20 protein-coding genes and 1 tRNA gene are annotated in these 15,078 nt (G+C 48.1%); 12 read left to right on the top strand and 9 right to left on the bottom strand.

What is annotated here, in order from left to right; translation table 11 throughout:
* Positions 1 to 88: 88 nt before the first annotated feature.
* The 7 genes from ACYVH9_RS26445 to ACYVH9_RS26415 form a co-directional block, all read right to left on the bottom strand.
* The gene (locus tag ACYVH9_RS26445) at positions 89 to 1,024 is read right to left on the bottom strand and encodes a hypothetical protein (protein WP_460639440.1); all 936 of its coding nucleotides are present in this window, start codon (positions 1,022 to 1,024) and stop codon (positions 89 to 91) included.
* A gap of 79 nt (positions 1,025 to 1,103) precedes the next feature.
* Positions 1,104 to 1,709 carry a hypothetical protein gene (locus ACYVH9_RS26440; protein WP_460639439.1) on the bottom strand — a complete coding sequence of 202 codons (606 nt, stop codon included), beginning with the start codon at positions 1,707 to 1,709 and terminating at the stop codon, positions 1,104 to 1,106.
* Positions 1,600 to 3,417, bottom strand: a complete 1,818-nt coding sequence (locus tag ACYVH9_RS26435) for a hypothetical protein (protein ID WP_460639438.1) — start codon at positions 3,415 to 3,417, stop codon at positions 1,600 to 1,602. Before ACYVH9_RS26435 ends, ACYVH9_RS26440 begins: the two co-directional genes overlap by 110 nt.
* Complete coding sequence (locus tag ACYVH9_RS26430) at positions 3,386 to 3,589, bottom strand: hypothetical protein (protein WP_460639437.1); 204 nt, start codon at positions 3,587 to 3,589, stop codon at positions 3,386 to 3,388. Before ACYVH9_RS26430 ends, ACYVH9_RS26435 begins: the two co-directional genes overlap by 32 nt.
* 3 nt (positions 3,590 to 3,592) lie before the next feature.
* Positions 3,593 to 4,258, bottom strand: a complete 666-nt coding sequence (locus ACYVH9_RS26425) for a hypothetical protein (protein WP_460639436.1) — start codon at positions 4,256 to 4,258, stop codon at positions 3,593 to 3,595.
* Positions 4,259 to 4,360: 102 nt separating this feature from the next.
* Complete coding sequence (locus ACYVH9_RS26420) at positions 4,361 to 5,680, bottom strand: PBSX family phage terminase large subunit (RefSeq protein ID WP_460639435.1); 1,320 nt, start codon at positions 5,678 to 5,680, stop codon at positions 4,361 to 4,363.
* The gene (locus tag ACYVH9_RS26415; RefSeq protein WP_460639434.1) at positions 5,677 to 6,276 is read right to left on the bottom strand and encodes a terminase small subunit; all 600 of its coding nucleotides are present in this window, start codon (positions 6,274 to 6,276) and stop codon (positions 5,677 to 5,679) included. The genes ACYVH9_RS26420 and ACYVH9_RS26415 overlap by 4 nt, the downstream gene beginning before the upstream one ends.
* Positions 6,277 to 6,406: 130 nt before the next feature.
* On the opposite strand from ACYVH9_RS26415, the gene ACYVH9_RS26410 reads away from it, so the two are divergent.
* The 9 genes from ACYVH9_RS26410 to ACYVH9_RS26370 all read left to right on the top strand — a co-directional run bounded on the left by ACYVH9_RS26410 (position 6,407) and on the right by ACYVH9_RS26370 (position 11,009).
* Positions 6,407 to 6,721 (top strand): SH3 beta-barrel fold-containing protein, encoded by a 315-nt coding sequence (locus ACYVH9_RS26410; protein ID WP_460639433.1) that lies wholly within the window; start codon positions 6,407 to 6,409, stop codon positions 6,719 to 6,721.
* Between the two features lie 24 nt (positions 6,722 to 6,745).
* Positions 6,746 to 6,955, top strand: coding sequence for a hypothetical protein (locus ACYVH9_RS26405; protein WP_460639432.1), 210 nt, complete (start codon positions 6,746 to 6,748; stop codon positions 6,953 to 6,955).
* Positions 6,956 to 7,185: 230 nt separating this feature from the next.
* Positions 7,186 to 7,836 (top strand): hypothetical protein, encoded by a 651-nt coding sequence (locus tag ACYVH9_RS26400; protein ID WP_460639431.1) that lies wholly within the window; start codon positions 7,186 to 7,188, stop codon positions 7,834 to 7,836.
* Positions 7,837 to 7,895: 59 nt separating this feature from the next.
* Positions 7,896 to 8,165, top strand: coding sequence for a hypothetical protein (locus tag ACYVH9_RS26395; protein ID WP_460639430.1), 270 nt, complete (start codon positions 7,896 to 7,898; stop codon positions 8,163 to 8,165).
* Between the two features lie 6 nt (positions 8,166 to 8,171).
* A complete protein-coding gene (locus ACYVH9_RS26390; protein ID WP_460639429.1) occupies positions 8,172 to 8,570 on the top strand; it encodes a NinB/YbcN family protein in 399 nt (132 codons plus the stop codon).
* Positions 8,571 to 8,583: 13 nt separating this feature from the next.
* Complete coding sequence (locus ACYVH9_RS26385) at positions 8,584 to 9,657, top strand: hypothetical protein (protein ID WP_460639428.1); 1,074 nt, start codon at positions 8,584 to 8,586, stop codon at positions 9,655 to 9,657.
* Positions 9,658 to 9,748: 91 nt separating this feature from the next.
* Complete coding sequence (locus tag ACYVH9_RS26380; RefSeq protein ID WP_460639427.1) at positions 9,749 to 10,012, top strand: hypothetical protein; 264 nt, start codon at positions 9,749 to 9,751, stop codon at positions 10,010 to 10,012.
* Positions 10,013 to 10,014: 2 nt separating this feature from the next.
* A complete protein-coding gene (locus tag ACYVH9_RS26375) occupies positions 10,015 to 10,677 on the top strand; it encodes a PD-(D/E)XK nuclease-like domain-containing protein (RefSeq protein WP_460639426.1) in 663 nt (220 codons plus the stop codon).
* 89 nt (positions 10,678 to 10,766) lie between these two features.
* The gene (locus ACYVH9_RS26370; RefSeq protein ID WP_460639425.1) at positions 10,767 to 11,009 is read left to right on the top strand and encodes a hypothetical protein; all 243 of its coding nucleotides are present in this window, start codon (positions 10,767 to 10,769) and stop codon (positions 11,007 to 11,009) included.
* A 57-nt stretch (positions 11,010 to 11,066) separates the two neighbouring features.
* Here ACYVH9_RS26370 and ACYVH9_RS26365 read toward each other — a convergent pair whose 3' ends face one another.
* Both ACYVH9_RS26365 and ACYVH9_RS26360 read right to left on the bottom strand, forming a co-directional pair.
* Complete coding sequence (locus tag ACYVH9_RS26365; RefSeq protein WP_460639424.1) at positions 11,067 to 12,338, bottom strand: tyrosine-type recombinase/integrase; 1,272 nt, start codon at positions 12,336 to 12,338, stop codon at positions 11,067 to 11,069.
* A gap of 227 nt (positions 12,339 to 12,565) precedes the next feature.
* Positions 12,566 to 12,639 (bottom strand) — tRNA-Met (locus tag ACYVH9_RS26360).
* Between the two features lie 111 nt (positions 12,640 to 12,750).
* On the opposite strand from ACYVH9_RS26360, the gene ACYVH9_RS26355 reads away from it, so the two are divergent.
* From ACYVH9_RS26355 to rpsO, 3 genes are all read left to right on the top strand, one after another.
* A complete protein-coding gene (locus ACYVH9_RS26355; RefSeq protein ID WP_460639423.1) occupies positions 12,751 to 13,143 on the top strand; it encodes an START-like domain-containing protein in 393 nt (130 codons plus the stop codon).
* A 6-nt stretch (positions 13,144 to 13,149) separates the two neighbouring features.
* Complete coding sequence (locus tag ACYVH9_RS26350) at positions 13,150 to 14,685, top strand: LptF/LptG family permease (protein ID WP_460639422.1); 1,536 nt, start codon at positions 13,150 to 13,152, stop codon at positions 14,683 to 14,685.
* 90 nt (positions 14,686 to 14,775) lie between these two features.
* A complete protein-coding gene (gene rpsO, locus ACYVH9_RS26345) occupies positions 14,776 to 15,051 on the top strand; it encodes a 30S ribosomal protein S15 (RefSeq protein WP_460639421.1) in 276 nt (91 codons plus the stop codon).
* The last annotated feature ends 27 nt before the right edge of the window (positions 15,052 to 15,078 follow it).

Below are 15,078 nucleotides of genomic sequence, written 5' to 3'. Positions count from 1 at the left end.
TTTTGTGAAGTTAAATTGTGAAACATGGCCTCACGATTGGCAGTCCGGTAGCTACTCGTAAGTTGTATTGATTGAATTAAAAAATGCTTTACTGAATATTTGCAGCCTTCTTTTTCTCGGCTACAAACTCCTTCCATTCGGCTGATCCGAACCGGTGCCCAGCGGTAGCCGCAGCCCGGTAGATAGCGTCCAGGGTATTAGGATTGCCCCCGCCCGAATTGCCACCACCTCCACCACCGCCTTGCTGCTGACGTCCTTCGACGGCCAGAAACATTTTGTGGTTTTGTTTGATGATTTCCAGCGGAGTCATGTAACGGCCCTCTGCTGTGTTAACCAGTGCATCTTTAGCATCTTTCAGCCCTTTTTTCGTGAAATAGATTTCGTCGTCATCGTCCCGATGCGCGTCGTATTTCTGCTTAAAAAGAACTTCCAGATCACCAATAGCCGCTTTCTTGGCCTCTGCCTTTTCGGAATCCTTCAGCGAAGAATCCAGCACGACATTAGCGTTACGCAGGTCGGTACGAATTACCCGCGAAGCCTGTTTTTCGAGGTCTTTAGCTTCCTTTTCCGGGTCGCCTTTTTCCAGTTTTTCGAGCTTATCTTTCAGCTCGTTCACCATTGCTTCAGTCAACGGATTGGAACCGTTTCCTTTTAAAGCAGCTTTGATTTTGGCTACCTGGGCATCCGTAAACGGTAACAAATCCTCATCAGCAAGGGCATTCACCCAATCGCGGGTTTTCATGCCTGCGGGTTTCGTTTTGCCGGTCGCAATGGCAAGCATACTGTCGATAGATGGGTACAGTTTGGCCCCTTCGTTATCGATAGCCTCCTGATTGAGTTTGGTAGCTTTCTCTGTGGCTTTGGTTTCTACCTCTGAATCGTAGTCAGCTTTGGGCTTAACTACGTGGCCTTTATCAGTCAGGTATTTAACCGCGTCCTGGGAACGCTTCTCGAAAAACTCGTTTAACAGTTCTGGTTTTGCCGCAAATTCGGTTTCTAGTTCGGCGTAGTCTGCAATTGGCATAACGGTCCGGTGGTTATGATTTTGTGTTTAACGTAGATTTGATCCGGTAAAAGCCGGGATTATTTTTAAAATCGTTGGATTATTCCGGTTTGTGAACGAGCGTATAGTTCACGCCAAGGGCTTCGTAAATCGACAGTCCGTTTTTGTCGTTCGGCTTGCTCCAGGCTTCAAAGTCCTGCGGATTGACAAACTGGATTTCGCGGAGCTTTTCAGTTTCCTTCACATCACCAGCCGGGTCCGTATAATACTGACGCTTTACGATGATCACCTTATCGTCAGGCAGTTTGGCGATAGGAAGAAACTTCCGTAAGTCAAATTCTTTCTTACGGTCTTTGTTTCCGAATAGAGGCTTCGACATATCAACTTCCTCCGCTTCTCTGGCCTGGGCCTCTTCAATCAGCCGCTTTTCTTCGAGTTGGGCAGCTTCCGCAGCAGCCCGCGCATCCTCTTCCTCCTGTTTTTTTTTGTCGGCCATGCGCTGCTCAAACTCCGCAAAGCGTTTTTCGACGGCGGCATCAACAGCCGTTTCGAATTCAGGCGTTTTCGTGAAATCGGGTGCAGGGGCCGGTTCAGCACTAGGCTTTTGCTGGCTCTCGTTTGGGTTTTGGCTTCCCGCCCCCTTGTTGGCTTCCGGATTCTGTTTCGAGTCCGAGGTCTGGCCGGGTTTCGATTGTTGATTTGACATAACTGTATAGTGTTTCGTAAATCGTGGAAATGCGTTTGTTGTAGTCGGTAGCCAGGCCAAAGCGTTCAATGAATGTTCGATTTTCACGCTCAAACCGCGCAATAAGGCCCATAAGACCCGTAGAAACCATGTACCCGTACGGATCAAGCGTATTGATGCCCGCTGTTCGAAGCTCAGAAGGCGACTTGTAGGGGTACGGATTCAAGTCGTTGATCATCTTGTAGCGCAGGCGCTTGGATGCATCGTTACGACCGTAGAAATCCTGCATCATGGAGTCAATTTCCTCCAACACCCAATCCGACATACCCGCTTTTTTAGCCGCATCGTAGAGGGTTGTAAGCTGATCGCCCGTCAGGATCGTGTACCGGCGTCCGAAATCGACATTACAGCCGATGTACTCAGTTCCGTATCGCAGCTTTCCGATGGTGTCAATCAGGTTGCGGGTCAGGTTTTCGTAGTGCGTAGCCATGTACTGGCCAATTTGGCGAGCCCGTTCCAGGATAGCGCCAATCTGATCCTCGTTGATGGCTTCGTTACGAACCGGCCCACCGTCGTAGCCTGTTGCTGTGCGGACGATATCCGACCGCATGAGCGAAATGAAGTCCTGATGGAATTTCAGGGCGTTTACATCCACATTGATCCAGTCCGCAGGTACCCGCCAGTCGGCATCCTCTTTGGTCTGCTGGGCCGGAATGGGAATGCGTGAACCCGGTCCCAGAATCCGGCGGGCGGAACAGCGCGGGCAGGCTTTGCCGGTACCGACTGATTGGCCATCGATCGTTACCATCATCGCCCCTTTCTGGCAGAAATGGCGCTCGTTGTCGTTGTAAAAACTGTAATCGCAGGTGTCGGAGGTTTCTAAAAACCAGAAAATGGGATTGGAAGACGATAAGCGAAGCGCCCGAAACGAACCCTCTTCAATCACGTAGCTGTCGAGCTTGCCCAACAGGGGGCGTAACACCGTGTTTGATAGCAGGGGATTGGTACTCGAAACGTCCGACCACAGTTTGAAAACAGGTGTGTGGCCCAGGTTGTGGGGAAACGAGTTTTTTAGCTTCCATTCGCCAGAGCCGTCTTCTTTAACGTAAATGCTGTACGCTTCGGAGTCGTACAACCCGGCGCGGGTTATCCTGCGACCCTCCTGCACATGCTTGAAAAAGGCAAAAACCAGTTTCCCGGCTTGTTGGTGCAGTTTCTGGGCTTCAACCGCTATCACCTGATCGAGATTGAGCAAATAGAGGTAAGGTTCCGGAAAGTCGGTTGTTTGTTCTTCCGGCAAATCCACAACGACCAGCGAGTTTGGGGCTTCAAAGTGGGCGTTGTGGCACTCGTTCGAAATAAAGCCGTTCAGGTTGATTCGTTCTAGGTACTGTTCAAAGTCGCGTTGTAGCTTCTCGTCCCGGCATTCTACCGTAATGTTCCGATCCTGGGCGTAATGCACTGCCGAACACGCATCCGAAATATCATCGACAACCTCATTGGAGCACAAGGGGAAGAAGATTTGCCGCAGCATCTGTTCCCGCTGACCTTTGCCCACAATCGATGGCGTAATGATCTTATCCACCAGCCGGTTCCAATAAGGAGAAGCCGAAGCCGCATCGGTAGCAGCTTCGGCGTGGAGCCGGTGACGCTCATCGTCGGCTTTGGCAGCGTTCAGATGCTGGGCGTTGGCTTTCTTAACCCTTGGATCGACGGGCGTTAGTGGCATTCGTCTGTGCTTCGGTTTTATCTGGGGCCGCTACGGTGGGTACGACTTCCCAGCATTGTACACCAATCCGCTTTTCCAGATCGAGTAGCCGGTCGGCGTGCTCGTTGGTTACGGTAATCGTTCGCCCGAAGTAGGGCTGGTCTGGATGCTGTATTTCTTGCAGCGTTACCATTCCTTAGTTTTTAATCAGGCTGTGATTGAATGAAAGGTCTAAAACCTTGGCGTTGCGATACCAGCCTTTGGGTAGTTCGAACGTTGCATTAAACAGCGTCAAACTGTGCAGTTGACCGCCCGCTGGATCGCTGATGAATGCATTCATGATGTCAATGCCGCCGCCGCCTTCCGCGAAGACAATCTGACGGTCACCCAAAAAGAAATAGGCCCAGACCGTTGAAATGTCGCCCCCCACGTTGGCGAAGGCCAGCAGGTCTTCAAACTCTTTGTACTGCGTCGGCGAAAGGCCCATATACTGCGCATTCAGCATAGGCACCGACTGACCGACGATGAACGAGCGACCGTCCGGCGTCGTGTTGTCGTTGCTGCCCACCCGAACGGGTTCCGTGGCAGTGAACTCAGGGCTGAACAACTTATTAGAGGGTGCAACGATCTTGGTGTCATCGCTGGCCGCAAGTGGCGTTGTCCAGGTTGCCTGGGTAGCAATCGTCGCGTTGCTAAACGAGGGGCTGGCCTGCTTCTTTTGCAGGACTACACGCCGAACCTGCTGTAAAATCGTGGCGCAATTGGCCTCGGTTACTGCCGTAAGCGCACCCGTTAGGGACGCACAGGATTTGAATTGCATAATGGAGCTGTCGGTAGCGCCCAGAAGGGCGAGGTGAAACATGGGTCACCGACAGTCCGGTAGTCGAGTGAGATTGATGCGAATATAAATACGTTTTTAGAAAACACAAGCATACTTAGTCTAAAATAAGTATACTTATCGGATTTACGAGTTATCAAACCCGCGTGAAGTACGCCGGGCCTGCCCGTAGCGTGTGGCGTCGGCGTAGCGCAGAGCATCCATTAAGTGGTTCTTTCGATCTTCGGGCTTGTCTGTGGGGTTTTTGTCCGCGTCAAGCTGCCAGCGGTATTCCTGATATTCTTCCTCCAAATGCGGGCTGTTCTCCGTATAATTGACTGTCAACGTCCGCACGTGCTTGATGCCCCATAAAACCGAATCTGGACCTTTGGCCGCATTGATGACATGGAAGCCAGCAGAGCGCAGTTCAGCGATGGATTTCGGTTCGGCGCTGTCCGCATATATTGGCCCACGAATATCAAGCGTTTTCATGCGCTCAATCAGCATCCGGTTTGTTAAGCCAGGCGAGTAGATCAATTCCCGAACCCACCGCTGTTGATTATGGGCCTTAACTTCAATGAGGGCTACCGGATCTTCTGAATACCCAAAATCCAGCCCGTAGAAGCTATCATACGGCAACTGGCTAAACTCATTACTGGGCATTGGGCGCCAACCCCGGTAAATGCGTCCTTTGGCACCCTCGCTGACCAATCCTAAAACCGTGGTGTAGTACCAGTCTGGGCGACTTTCGAGGTAGCTTTCGAGGTTGGCAACAAATGTGGGATTCAGATTACGCAGGTTGTCGTGATAGGTGGAGAAAATTGATAACAGGTTAGGGTTCGTTTTGGCCGAAGCGTGATAGTAACCCACGACAGGCAACCCGGCCGCATCGGTAAGGTCCGCTTCGGTCAGGTTGTAGTACTTTTTAATCAACCAGTGATTCTTTTTCGGCGGGTTAAACAGGCGGATGATTTGAATGTTCCCTTTCATCGTGCGGAAACTGTCATCGAGCTTCATAAACTCATCTTCCTCAACCTCTTCGCACTCTTCAATGATTACATGCGTAGCGCCCGCCAGCGACTTCAATTTAGCCGTCTGTTTGCCGGATTGCTTCTTGAACCCCTTGCTGAGTATCCGGTTGCCCGTAACCAGGTCCGTAATACTCATATGGTGATCGTTGATCAGGAAACGGCCCTTGTTGGTGCGGTCAAGGCCCATTTCATCCATCCGGTCAAGAAGATCACGAAACAGCGATTCCCGTACATCGTTCAACACTTCCCGCATAATGTAACCACGGAAATACTGCGGCTGCTGAATCAGGTAGAGGTAGTAAGCCGTTGCAAAGTGGGAACCACCCCGACCCCGACCGCCCCAAATGTCAATGTAGCGTGCCGACGTAACAAAAACCGGCTTGTAGATGTGATTAAACCGAAACTGCTGTTCGTACAGCGTAGGTAGCTTACTCATTGCTGTTCGGTATAGTCTTCAAAAATAACCTTGTGCTGCGTCGGAATCGGTTTGCCGCCCGATGTATGGTCAGTGCGTTGGATAATCCGACCGTGCAGCTCCAGCATGAGTTTGGAAGCCGCCATACTATCGTGCAATTCAATTTCAGTCCAAACCTCTTCCGTAACCGACTCTTCCGAAGTGCGCGTGATAACCCGTTGCTTGATCTTCTTGATCAAATGATAGTACTCCTTCGCGTCAGGGTGATTCAGGTTGATTGTTACCCGGTTCGACTCATCTATCTTGAGAAAGTGAGCCATCGTTCCCCGTGCGTAATCACTGATTCGGGACGTTGCTTCGCCCACCGTCATGTAAAAAGCACTCAGGTAGGCGTTAATGGCAGCGATAATCTGAGGTTTTCTGAGGTTTTCGTACGCAATCTCATCGTCAGAGTTGGGAGAATAGCCCGCAAGACGGGCAGCTTTGGCACCGTTGCGGTGTTCGCACCATTGAATTACAAATGCACGTTGCTTTTCATTTAGTCCGAAATCCCACGGCTTTTCTTCAGTGAGTGCAGCACTAGACTCATCGGGCAATTCTTCATTGTCATCTGTCATAACCAGTCCGGTAGGTTGGTAAAAAAATCTCTCAAATATAAACTAAGTATGCTTATTAAATAATTCAATTTATTTGTAAGTATACTTAGCTTTAGTTATATTTGTACACATCAAACAAATAATAAGACTTATGAAAAAGAACGTATTTGAACTCGCCTGGAACTTGGTTCGCAAGTCGGGTATGTCGATGGTTGACGCGCTGAAACGGGCGTGGGCTGTCGTGAAACTGAAACTGTCTTTGTCCAACACGGACGAACGGGGTATGTGGGTGAAGTTTAAAAAGGTCAACGGCGAAGTAACCGAGCGGTTGGTTACGCGGACGCTGGCTTATGTGCCCGCTGAGCATTTGCCCAAGAATTCGAAAGTAGAAGGCTTGACGCTGCCGATGTTCGATTTGATCAAAGGGGCGTGGATTTCGGCACGGGTTGAAAATCTGATTTTGTAAGTCTTGTAAGTGATTTTGTAAACAATGAACCGCGCAAACGCTGGAATGCTGGTCAAAACGCAGGCGGGGAAACTCGCCCGCTACCTCTACGCGGATCAGAAGAGCGCCCCCGAACGAAAAGCCCTGATTCGCATGATCAATGCTGATTATACGCCCCGAAAGGATGATTTCGGGCGGGAAATTGTCAAGTTCTGCGACCCGGCAACCCTCACAGTGATTGGATACATCAACTAGCCGACACATCCATGAAGAGTACTGACGAAATTATACCAATCTATTTCTGTTGCGACCAATGCAGAAAAAAACAACATGGACACCCAATTCGTAAGTGGGCAAATGGTGTAACCTGGTATTTCTGTTCCATATCATGCGCGATAACATTCTGTACCTCATCATCTAAATAATCCAAATTTTGCGGCAATAATCCCGCCTTTTCACTTCCAAAATCTTTTAAAACTACAATTATGACGAAGCAAGACAAAGCAGTAGCGACGACTAACAATGTTGAAGTAAAGCCCTATATGAAAGCCGATGCCGATACCGGCGAGTTTGTGAACAAATACAAATACCTGGAAGGTCACCCGCGCCAATACCGTTTTGATGCCAAAGACGGAAGTTTCAATATCAACGGCGATACCCCCGCAGGTAAACAGTTGAATTTTCAGCCGATAGCGTGGCGAATCTTTAAAGACAACATCCTCAATATGGGTACAAAAAACTGGGCGGAGGTGTTTTTTATCGATGAAAAGAACTGCGTTTCGGCAATCCTGTTTCATGGCTATTCGGTTGATGCCATCTTTAAACTGGTCGAACCCCTGTTCTATGATGATTTAACACTCGCAGATGTGGTCATTACCTGCGTGCCTGAAAAGAAGGAAAATACGAAGATTCAACCTAAAGGAGTATACTACATCGCTTCATTCACCTATGCGCTGGCTGATCCTGCCAAAACAGAGGAACTAAAAGCATTCGCGCAGGATAACCGGATTTTTCGTCAGGAGACATTAACTGACATTGCTAATATCCAAACGTCGTACAATTACTACAATCCGTTTGATCACCCAACTACCACGATTGATATTACCGAACCCGGCACGAATCGGCTGTCCGAATAACCCACTTCATCAACCCGCCCGGCTGCTGGCGACAGTGGCCGGGCTTCACCTTCTGACTGATGAGAACAAAACCTACTGTTTTTATGCCTAATGATATTGAATTAGGCGATAAGCAAGCCGCATTGAAAATGATCCGAAAGGCTGTTAAAAAGCACCCGGAAGCTATAGCAGACTATGTGTTGGTAGATATACTGGGGGAGGAATTGAACATTAAGTTCTTCCCTGGCGATGTGGTTGATGAAGTCTGCAAAAAGCACAATATAACGCCACGCGATTACTGCATGATTCAAATGCGGAAGCAAAACGGATTTTACGACAATCTTAAATAGGGTCAAATGGAGCTGGTAGTAGATTTCGCGCAAACGGAAGAAAAACAGAAGCTATACGACCAACTGCGGGGCTGTAAGCCGGTTCGGTACCGCATTTCGATCAAGCAGGAACGCGATTCGGTTTCCAAAGCGCAGCGCGGGTATTACTGGGCCGTGGTCGTTCCGACGCTGGCTGACTTCTGCGGCTATGAGGTTGAAGAGATGCACGAAATTCTCAAATCCATGTTCAACGCCGAGCGGAAGTATATTGAACTAACTGGCAAGTGGATTAAAGTGGTCAAATCTACCGAAGAGTTAGACACCGCCGAGTATGCACACTACCTGACCCGTATTCTTCGCTGGGCCGCGCAAACGCTGGCGTGTTACGTGCCAGAACCTTCAAAAACGATTATTCAAGCTATTTAACCTCACAACATTTATGGAAGCAGTTCAAGAAGTCGCCGTGCTCGACGGCAAAGCCCTTGGTTTTCCCATTGCCGACGATCAAATATCAAAGTACTATGACGATTTTATGAGCCTGCACATTGCCGGTGTTGATGACCGGGCCGGTTTTAACCAGGTGCATGATGCCCGGATGGTTATTAAAAATTCCCGCATCAACGTGGAGAACCGGCGCAAGGAGCTGGTAGAGGAATCCGTAGCCTACCAGAAGAAGGTGAACGGGGAAGCGAATCGTATTAAAAGATTACTGGAACCCATTGAGCAACATTTGCAGGAACAGGAAGACGCCTATAAAGCCGAGAAAGAACGGATTCGGATTGAAGCGGAGCGGCAAAAGCAAATTCGACTCAACAACCGAATGATGCGAATGCTGTCGCTGGAAATGGAGCATTCGCCGACGTCGGATCATTGGTTTTTGGGTGAAGAGTTCATTACGGGGGAAGATGTAGCAGGACTGCCCGATGATGAATTTGAATCGGTAATGCTCATGTTTGAGGGCATCTATCAGGAAATTTTAGACAAACGGGCTGAAGAGAAACGCAAAGCGGAGGAAGAAGCTGCCCGGATAGAAGCTGAACGAAAAGCCGAAGCAGACCGCATTGCTGCTGAACAGAAAGCTGAACGAGAACGGCTGGCGGCTGAACGCGCCCGTCAGCAGGAAGAACAACGAAAATTGGACGAAGAAAGGGCCAAAATTCAACGAATGCAGGACGAACTAGCTGCTGAGAAAAAACGGGCCCAGGATGCCGAGAACGCACGGATTGCCGCAGAGCAGCAACGGATTCGGGATGAAAGGTTGAAAAAGGAAGCAGTAGCGGAAGCCAAACGCAAGGAGGAAGAAAAACGGTTGGCGGAAGAGAAGAAAGCCGCCCGCAAACTCGCCCTGGCACCCGATAAGGATAAATTGAAGATGCTGGCCGACGCCTACGGACAGGTTCAATTCGGACTTGTTTTCAATTCTACGGAAGCGGCTCAACTAGCCGAGAACTTCCAAAAGGATATAAATAGCCTAATTGTTGGGCTACGGGAAGCTACTCACGAACTCATTTAAAAACATCCCCACCGCCCGGTAGCCAACGTTGGCCCGTAAATTAGCCGTTTATCCAATGTGCTGGCGCGGTGGGGTTTTCTCTCTTTATTACATGAAAATCTACACAATACATTCAATCACTTTTAATGGAAAGTATTTAGAATTCCGGTTTAGTGACTGGGACGGGGAAAAGTTAATTGATCTTGACAACCCTGACGAGTATCACGCCTATTGTAAATGGGATCATTTTTGGGCTGCTGCGGAAAAGTCGGGCGTTAAAGAACGTGATTTGTGGCTATATGGACTGAAAGGCAAGCAAATAGCTTGGCTTGGCCCAGATCCTCAGTTTTTAGTTAACTTTTTCGAAATAGCCTAATCATGACTGATCTGGAATACCGCCGACTACAGCGAATCGCCAATTCTGACCTTACCGAGCTGCTGGCCATTAAAACGGGGAAGCCCCTGCAAAAAGCCGAACCCAAAACCCTACAATTTGGCACAACGTTTCACCAGATGATTCTGGAGCCAGAAAAGCCGGTTGATTGGAATATCCACCACGTTACCGAACGGGCAAAGCTGTTGGAAATGCACTCTTCATTTCTTCGCTGGGACCCTTATTGGTTTGCCAATATGCACTTATTTGAAACTGAGATGGTAGTTGATGACGCCATAGATGACAATACGGGCGTTGCACTAAAAGCAAAGCTGGATTTGTTTAACAAGCAGTACCGTTGGATTTCTGACGTAAAAACTACCTCCTGTAGAAGTTCACAAGATTTTTTCGATACCTTCACAACGTACGGATATGACCGTCAGGCTGCGTTTTATCTGGATATTTATAGCGTGAAGGGCTACAAATTCAAATTTATCGGCATTCAAAAAGTGAAGCCTTATGATGTTTTCGTAATTGATATGTCGATTAGCGATGACCGGCGTAGAATGATCGATGAGGGCAGACGCAAAAACGCACAGCTATTGAAGGTCGCTAAACGGGAACTGGAAAACCCGAACGGCTGGCGTCCCAGTAGTTGGTCAAGATAATTATAGTAGGACAGTATGTAACGAATCCCCGCGCCGTTTGAGTGTGGGGATTTTTATTAGATTGTAGGCTAAACCAAAAACCAATTTCTATGAAAAAACGATTGAAGGATTTAACTGTCAGTGAAATTGTTGACTTGTACAATTTTGCTTCAGATATGGCCAATAGCTATGCTGATGCAGCAGAGAAAGCTCAAAGCGGATCTGGCATCCATTCATTTCAAATACAAGCAAATAAATGGGAGTCTTATGGCAATGAACTGGAGTCGCATTTAGAAGAAAGGATTAAGTATGCGCTAGACAGAGAGGATAATAAACCTCCAGCTTTCATTTAAATAAAAAGCCGCAGTCCATCAGATTGCGGCTTTTTGATTTAGAAAACAAGTACTGAACTATTGAAAGAATTGCGTAGCCTGAACGCGCTGCATTTCGTAATCCACCAGCGAGGGAATGAATTTGACGTAGTGTTTTTGCGTGGTTCGAATGTCGGAATGGCCCAGTAGTTTAGACACGAACTCAATGCTGTGACCTTTCAGCAAAAACACATAGCCCGCCGTCTTCCGGCATATTTTCGAGGTGAGCGACTTTTTAAAGTTCACCAGCCCTTCAATCAGGTGCATGTGGTAGTTGATCACGCGAAGGGTAGGGGGCTTCGGTACTTTTTTGCAAAATAGATAATCGACCTCCGCCAGGATCGGAATTTCACACATATTAAAGGGGGGCTTGCTGCGGTGGATGACAATTTTACGGCCCGCAAACGTTGTTACGCGCTCGTATTCTTCCCGGTCGTTCGCATAGCGGACGGCATCCACATAATCAAGTCCGGTAAAACACATGAGCTTAATATACCAGATTGCGGCTGCGCCTTCGCCAGATGATAATTCTAAGGCCCATAGCTTTTTAAGGTGCGGTTCTTCCAGAAAATACACTTCTTTATCCTTGCTGCGTTTTATTGAAAAATTGCCGATGGGCGATACCTGAAAGAATCCCTGATCGACGGCTAGTTCCATCATCTGCTTGAGTGGGTGGAGGTACCGGGCGGCACTATCTTTGTTCATGCCCTTTTTGCCCGGTTTGGCCACCTGGAGCCAAATCATCCAGGAGCGGCACCAGGCTTTGTTTACCTCTGCAATGGTCATATCTGGCGTATTGGTTTCCGCTAGATATTTTTTCAGGTATTCTTTCCCTAAATAATAACGTTCAATCGTACGCTGCGCTACCTCGTCTTCCGTGCCGGTCAGTTCATCGACATAATCAAGGTAGACCTGATAGTACGTCAGTAAATTGGGTACTGTGGGGACAGCGACAGGCTGAACAGCCGCCTTGCCTTTTAGAAATTCAGTCTTGACAGTCAGCGGGGTTGGCTCGGGGCCGACACCTTTTAAAAACCGTTTCTTTTGTTTTTTGAGAATATTCTCATGTTTTAAGCAAATTTCCTCTAAATCGCGATTACGGTCTTTCACTTCGGGGCTGTCGCCTTCTACCAATTGTTCTTTTTGTTTCCATTTGCGGGGTCTGACGTATATACCTGACGGGTAGTCAGATATGGGAACGCCATTGACTCGCAAGCGGATATACAATTGTTTTTTTGCAACAAGCCCCCGATGTTCAGGTCGTAATCGGAAGCGAACCGATAGTTCCATTTTTTTTCTGGTACTTTTCATTGCTTCAATAGGATAGAGTGAGGAATATTTTCCTATTAAAGCAAATGGGTCAATGAGGTGGTTTTAAAATGGGTACGAAAATTGTTTACCCAAACTAGTGCGGTAATTTTACCTATACGTCAAACTCTATGTTTAACATATGACCAATGCGGTTACAAGGGGATATAAAAGAAAAAACCGCCGGTGGGTGGGGCGGTTTTTCTGCCAGCGTAGGCGAGGGAGATTCGTAGCGGGGACGAGAGTTGAACTCGTGACCTCAGGGTTATGAATCCTGTGCTCTAACCAACTGAGCTACCCCGCCGTCTTTCGTGCCACAAAAGTAAGAAAAAAAACTTCTACTCCAAATCACTTTTTTAAGCACCGTGTTTAATTTCTGCTAACTTTGCCTCGTTACCTATTTAAAATCACTGATATGGAAAAATACAAATTTGTTGCGGAATACGAGCTTCGGGCTTCTCCTAAGGTCCTTTTTCCTTATATCAGCACCGCTTCTGGGCTCTCTCAGTGGTTTGCCAACAAGGTAAACGTGCGACCCGACCACCAATTCGATTTTTTCTGGGATAACGAAAGTCACCTGGCCCGGCAGGTATCCATTCGTCAGAATAAAAGTGTGCGGTTTGAGTTTTTGAACGGAACCACCGCCAGCGAAGACCATAATTACATTGATTTCCGGGTCGACGTCAGTGAACTGACCCAATCCACCTTTTTGCGTGTCACTGATTACTCGTCCAATACCGATGCCGACGAACTTAAATCGTTGTGGAACGGTTTAATTGACAAGTTGAAAGAAATTGTGGGAAGCTGATTGCTGATGAAAAAAATTGACAAGCTCGTACTAAAGTCATTTTGGGGGCCGTTCGTATTGACGCTTTGTGTAGTAGTTTTTATTTTTCTGATGCGGTTGATGATGTTTTACATCGATCAGTTTGTGTCGAAAGATGTTGAGTTAGTGGTTTTTGGCAAAATACTGGTTTATTTTAGCCTGATTACCGTCCCCATTGCCCTGCCGTTGGCGGTTCTGCTTTCCTCTTTGATGACTTACGGCAATCTGGGTGAATTCTTCGAGTTGACGGCGATGAAAAGCGCCGGCATTTCTCTGACCCGGGCGATGCGCCCCCTGCTGATTGTAGCAACGTGTATTGCCATTTTCTCCTTCTGGTTTAATAATAAGGTAGCGCCCTGGGCCAACCTCAAAGGGTATAGTCTGCTGTGGGACATTAAATCATCCAAGGCGACGCTGAGTATTAAGGAAGGGATTTTTTACAACGATTTGCCCGGCTACAGCATCAAGGCCGATAAGAAAGACGGCGAAATCCTGCGCGGTATGGTGATTTACAAACACCAGGAAAACGGGATCGAAACCGGAAACCGGGAAATCATTCTGGCGGATTCAGGCCGAATGTTTACGACTCCCGACAAACAATACCTGATTTTTGAATTATACAACGGAAACGATTACACCGAATACACGGACAATTCCAACGTTTCCTACGCCAGTACGGGCACCCAGAATCAGCAGGGAAAATTCCTGCGGAACGGTTTTCAGCATTATAAACTTCGGATCAGCCTGGAATCATACGGGTTGAAACGAACCGATGAGCAGCAGTTTGAGTATCATGAGTACATGAAAAACCTCGCCGAGCTGGCTACTCTGACGGATTCCCTGAAGAAAGAACTCAAGACGAGTCTGGCCACGACGGCCACGACTTCAAAACAATATTATAGCTATCAGTTTAAGCAGCCCGCTGCGGCTGCGGTTCCGGTTACCACGCCCGCTTCCACCACGGGGACACCAGCGGGCCCTCCTGTAGTCCGGGCGGGAAAATGGATCGACTCGTTGCTGGCCCGCCCCGTCGAGCCCCGTATTCAGAGCGAAACGCTGGATATGGCCTTGTCGCAGGCTCGTAACATGCTTTCGTACGCCGAATCGAATCAGACGTATTTAAAGGAAAAAGCGAAGACCGTTAATCGCTACGAACTCGAAAGTCACCACAAATTCACGCAGGCCATTTCGTGCTTCATTATGTTTCTGATTGGCGCACCGCTGGGGGCTATTATCAAGAAAGGAGGGTTCGGGGTGCCGGTGCTGGTCTCGATTATCTTTTTTATCTTGCTGTACGTCCTGACGCTGACGGGTGATAAATACGCCAAAGACGGCTTGGTCTGGGTACCGGCGGGGGCCTGGATGGCCAATGTGGTGTTGTTGCCGATTGGTCTTTACCTGATGAAACAGGCCCGGAATGATTCCCGGCTCTTTGATAAGGATGTTTACGTGATCTGGTGGGAACGGACAAAAAAGCGCTATGCCGCCTGGCGGGCGGGCCGCGTTCAACCCAAGATGGCCTAAAATATTCTGATACGGTTTTCCATAGAATGAAAAATAAAATCGTACCTTTGCGTTTCATTCAATTTATTTCTTATTTTTAGCTGTCTGACGATGTATATTAACACCGAAAAAAAGCAAGAAATTTTTGCTGCTCAGGGGTTCAAGAGAACCGCGGAAGACTCTGGGTCGGCCGAATCTCAGATTGCACTGTTCACATTCCGGATTAACCACCTGACAGAGCATCTGAAAAAACACAAACATGATTACGGCACTCGCCTGGGCCTGCTGAAACTGGTCGGTAAGCGCCGTCGGTTGCTGGATTATCTGATTAAAAAAGACATCAATCGGTACCGGGCTATCATTGCCGAGTTAGGTATTCGGAAGTAAGACTTCAGTACAATCAGGGAATCTTTC

It is taken from the genome of Larkinella harenae, from assembly GCF_054780515.1.
This window is presented reverse-complemented; position numbering and strand designations above follow the sequence as displayed.

Coding starts and splice junctions, on each gene's coding strand:
- ACYVH9_RS26390 (WP_460639429.1), top strand. CDS start 8,172: ATGGAGCTGGTAGTAGATTTCGCGCAAACGGAAGAAAAACAGAAGCTA.
- ACYVH9_RS26435 (WP_460639438.1), bottom strand. CDS start 3,417: ATGCCACTAACGCCCGTCGATCCAAGGGTTAAGAAAGCCAACGCCCAG.
- ACYVH9_RS26355 (WP_460639423.1), top strand. CDS start 12,751: ATGGAAAAATACAAATTTGTTGCGGAATACGAGCTTCGGGCTTCTCCT.
- ACYVH9_RS26380 (WP_460639427.1), top strand. CDS start 9,749: ATGAAAATCTACACAATACATTCAATCACTTTTAATGGAAAGTATTTA.
- ACYVH9_RS26415 (WP_460639434.1), bottom strand. CDS start 6,276: ATGACAGATGACAATGAAGAATTGCCCGATGAGTCTAGTGCTGCACTC.
- ACYVH9_RS26445 (WP_460639440.1), bottom strand. CDS start 1,024: ATGCCAATTGCAGACTACGCCGAACTAGAAACCGAATTTGCGGCAAAA.
- ACYVH9_RS26440 (WP_460639439.1), bottom strand. CDS start 1,709: ATGTCAAATCAACAATCGAAACCCGGCCAGACCTCGGACTCGAAACAG.
- rpsO (WP_460639421.1), top strand. CDS start 14,776: ATGTATATTAACACCGAAAAAAAGCAAGAAATTTTTGCTGCTCAGGGG.
- ACYVH9_RS26420 (WP_460639435.1), bottom strand. CDS start 5,680: ATGAGTAAGCTACCTACGCTGTACGAACAGCAGTTTCGGTTTAATCAC.
- ACYVH9_RS26405 (WP_460639432.1), top strand. CDS start 6,746: ATGAACCGCGCAAACGCTGGAATGCTGGTCAAAACGCAGGCGGGGAAA.
- ACYVH9_RS26370 (WP_460639425.1), top strand. CDS start 10,767: ATGAAAAAACGATTGAAGGATTTAACTGTCAGTGAAATTGTTGACTTG.
- ACYVH9_RS26365 (WP_460639424.1), bottom strand. CDS start 12,338: ATGAAAAGTACCAGAAAAAAAATGGAACTATCGGTTCGCTTCCGATTA.
- ACYVH9_RS26425 (WP_460639436.1), bottom strand. CDS start 4,258: ATGTTTCACCTCGCCCTTCTGGGCGCTACCGACAGCTCCATTATGCAA.
- ACYVH9_RS26400 (WP_460639431.1), top strand. CDS start 7,186: ATGACGAAGCAAGACAAAGCAGTAGCGACGACTAACAATGTTGAAGTA.
- ACYVH9_RS26350 (WP_460639422.1), top strand. CDS start 13,150: ATGAAAAAAATTGACAAGCTCGTACTAAAGTCATTTTGGGGGCCGTTC.
- ACYVH9_RS26385 (WP_460639428.1), top strand. CDS start 8,584: ATGGAAGCAGTTCAAGAAGTCGCCGTGCTCGACGGCAAAGCCCTTGGT.
- ACYVH9_RS26375 (WP_460639426.1), top strand. CDS start 10,015: ATGACTGATCTGGAATACCGCCGACTACAGCGAATCGCCAATTCTGAC.
- ACYVH9_RS26430 (WP_460639437.1), bottom strand. CDS start 3,589: ATGGTAACGCTGCAAGAAATACAGCATCCAGACCAGCCCTACTTCGGG.
- ACYVH9_RS26410 (WP_460639433.1), top strand. CDS start 6,407: ATGAAAAAGAACGTATTTGAACTCGCCTGGAACTTGGTTCGCAAGTCG.
- ACYVH9_RS26395 (WP_460639430.1), top strand. CDS start 7,896: ATGAGAACAAAACCTACTGTTTTTATGCCTAATGATATTGAATTAGGC.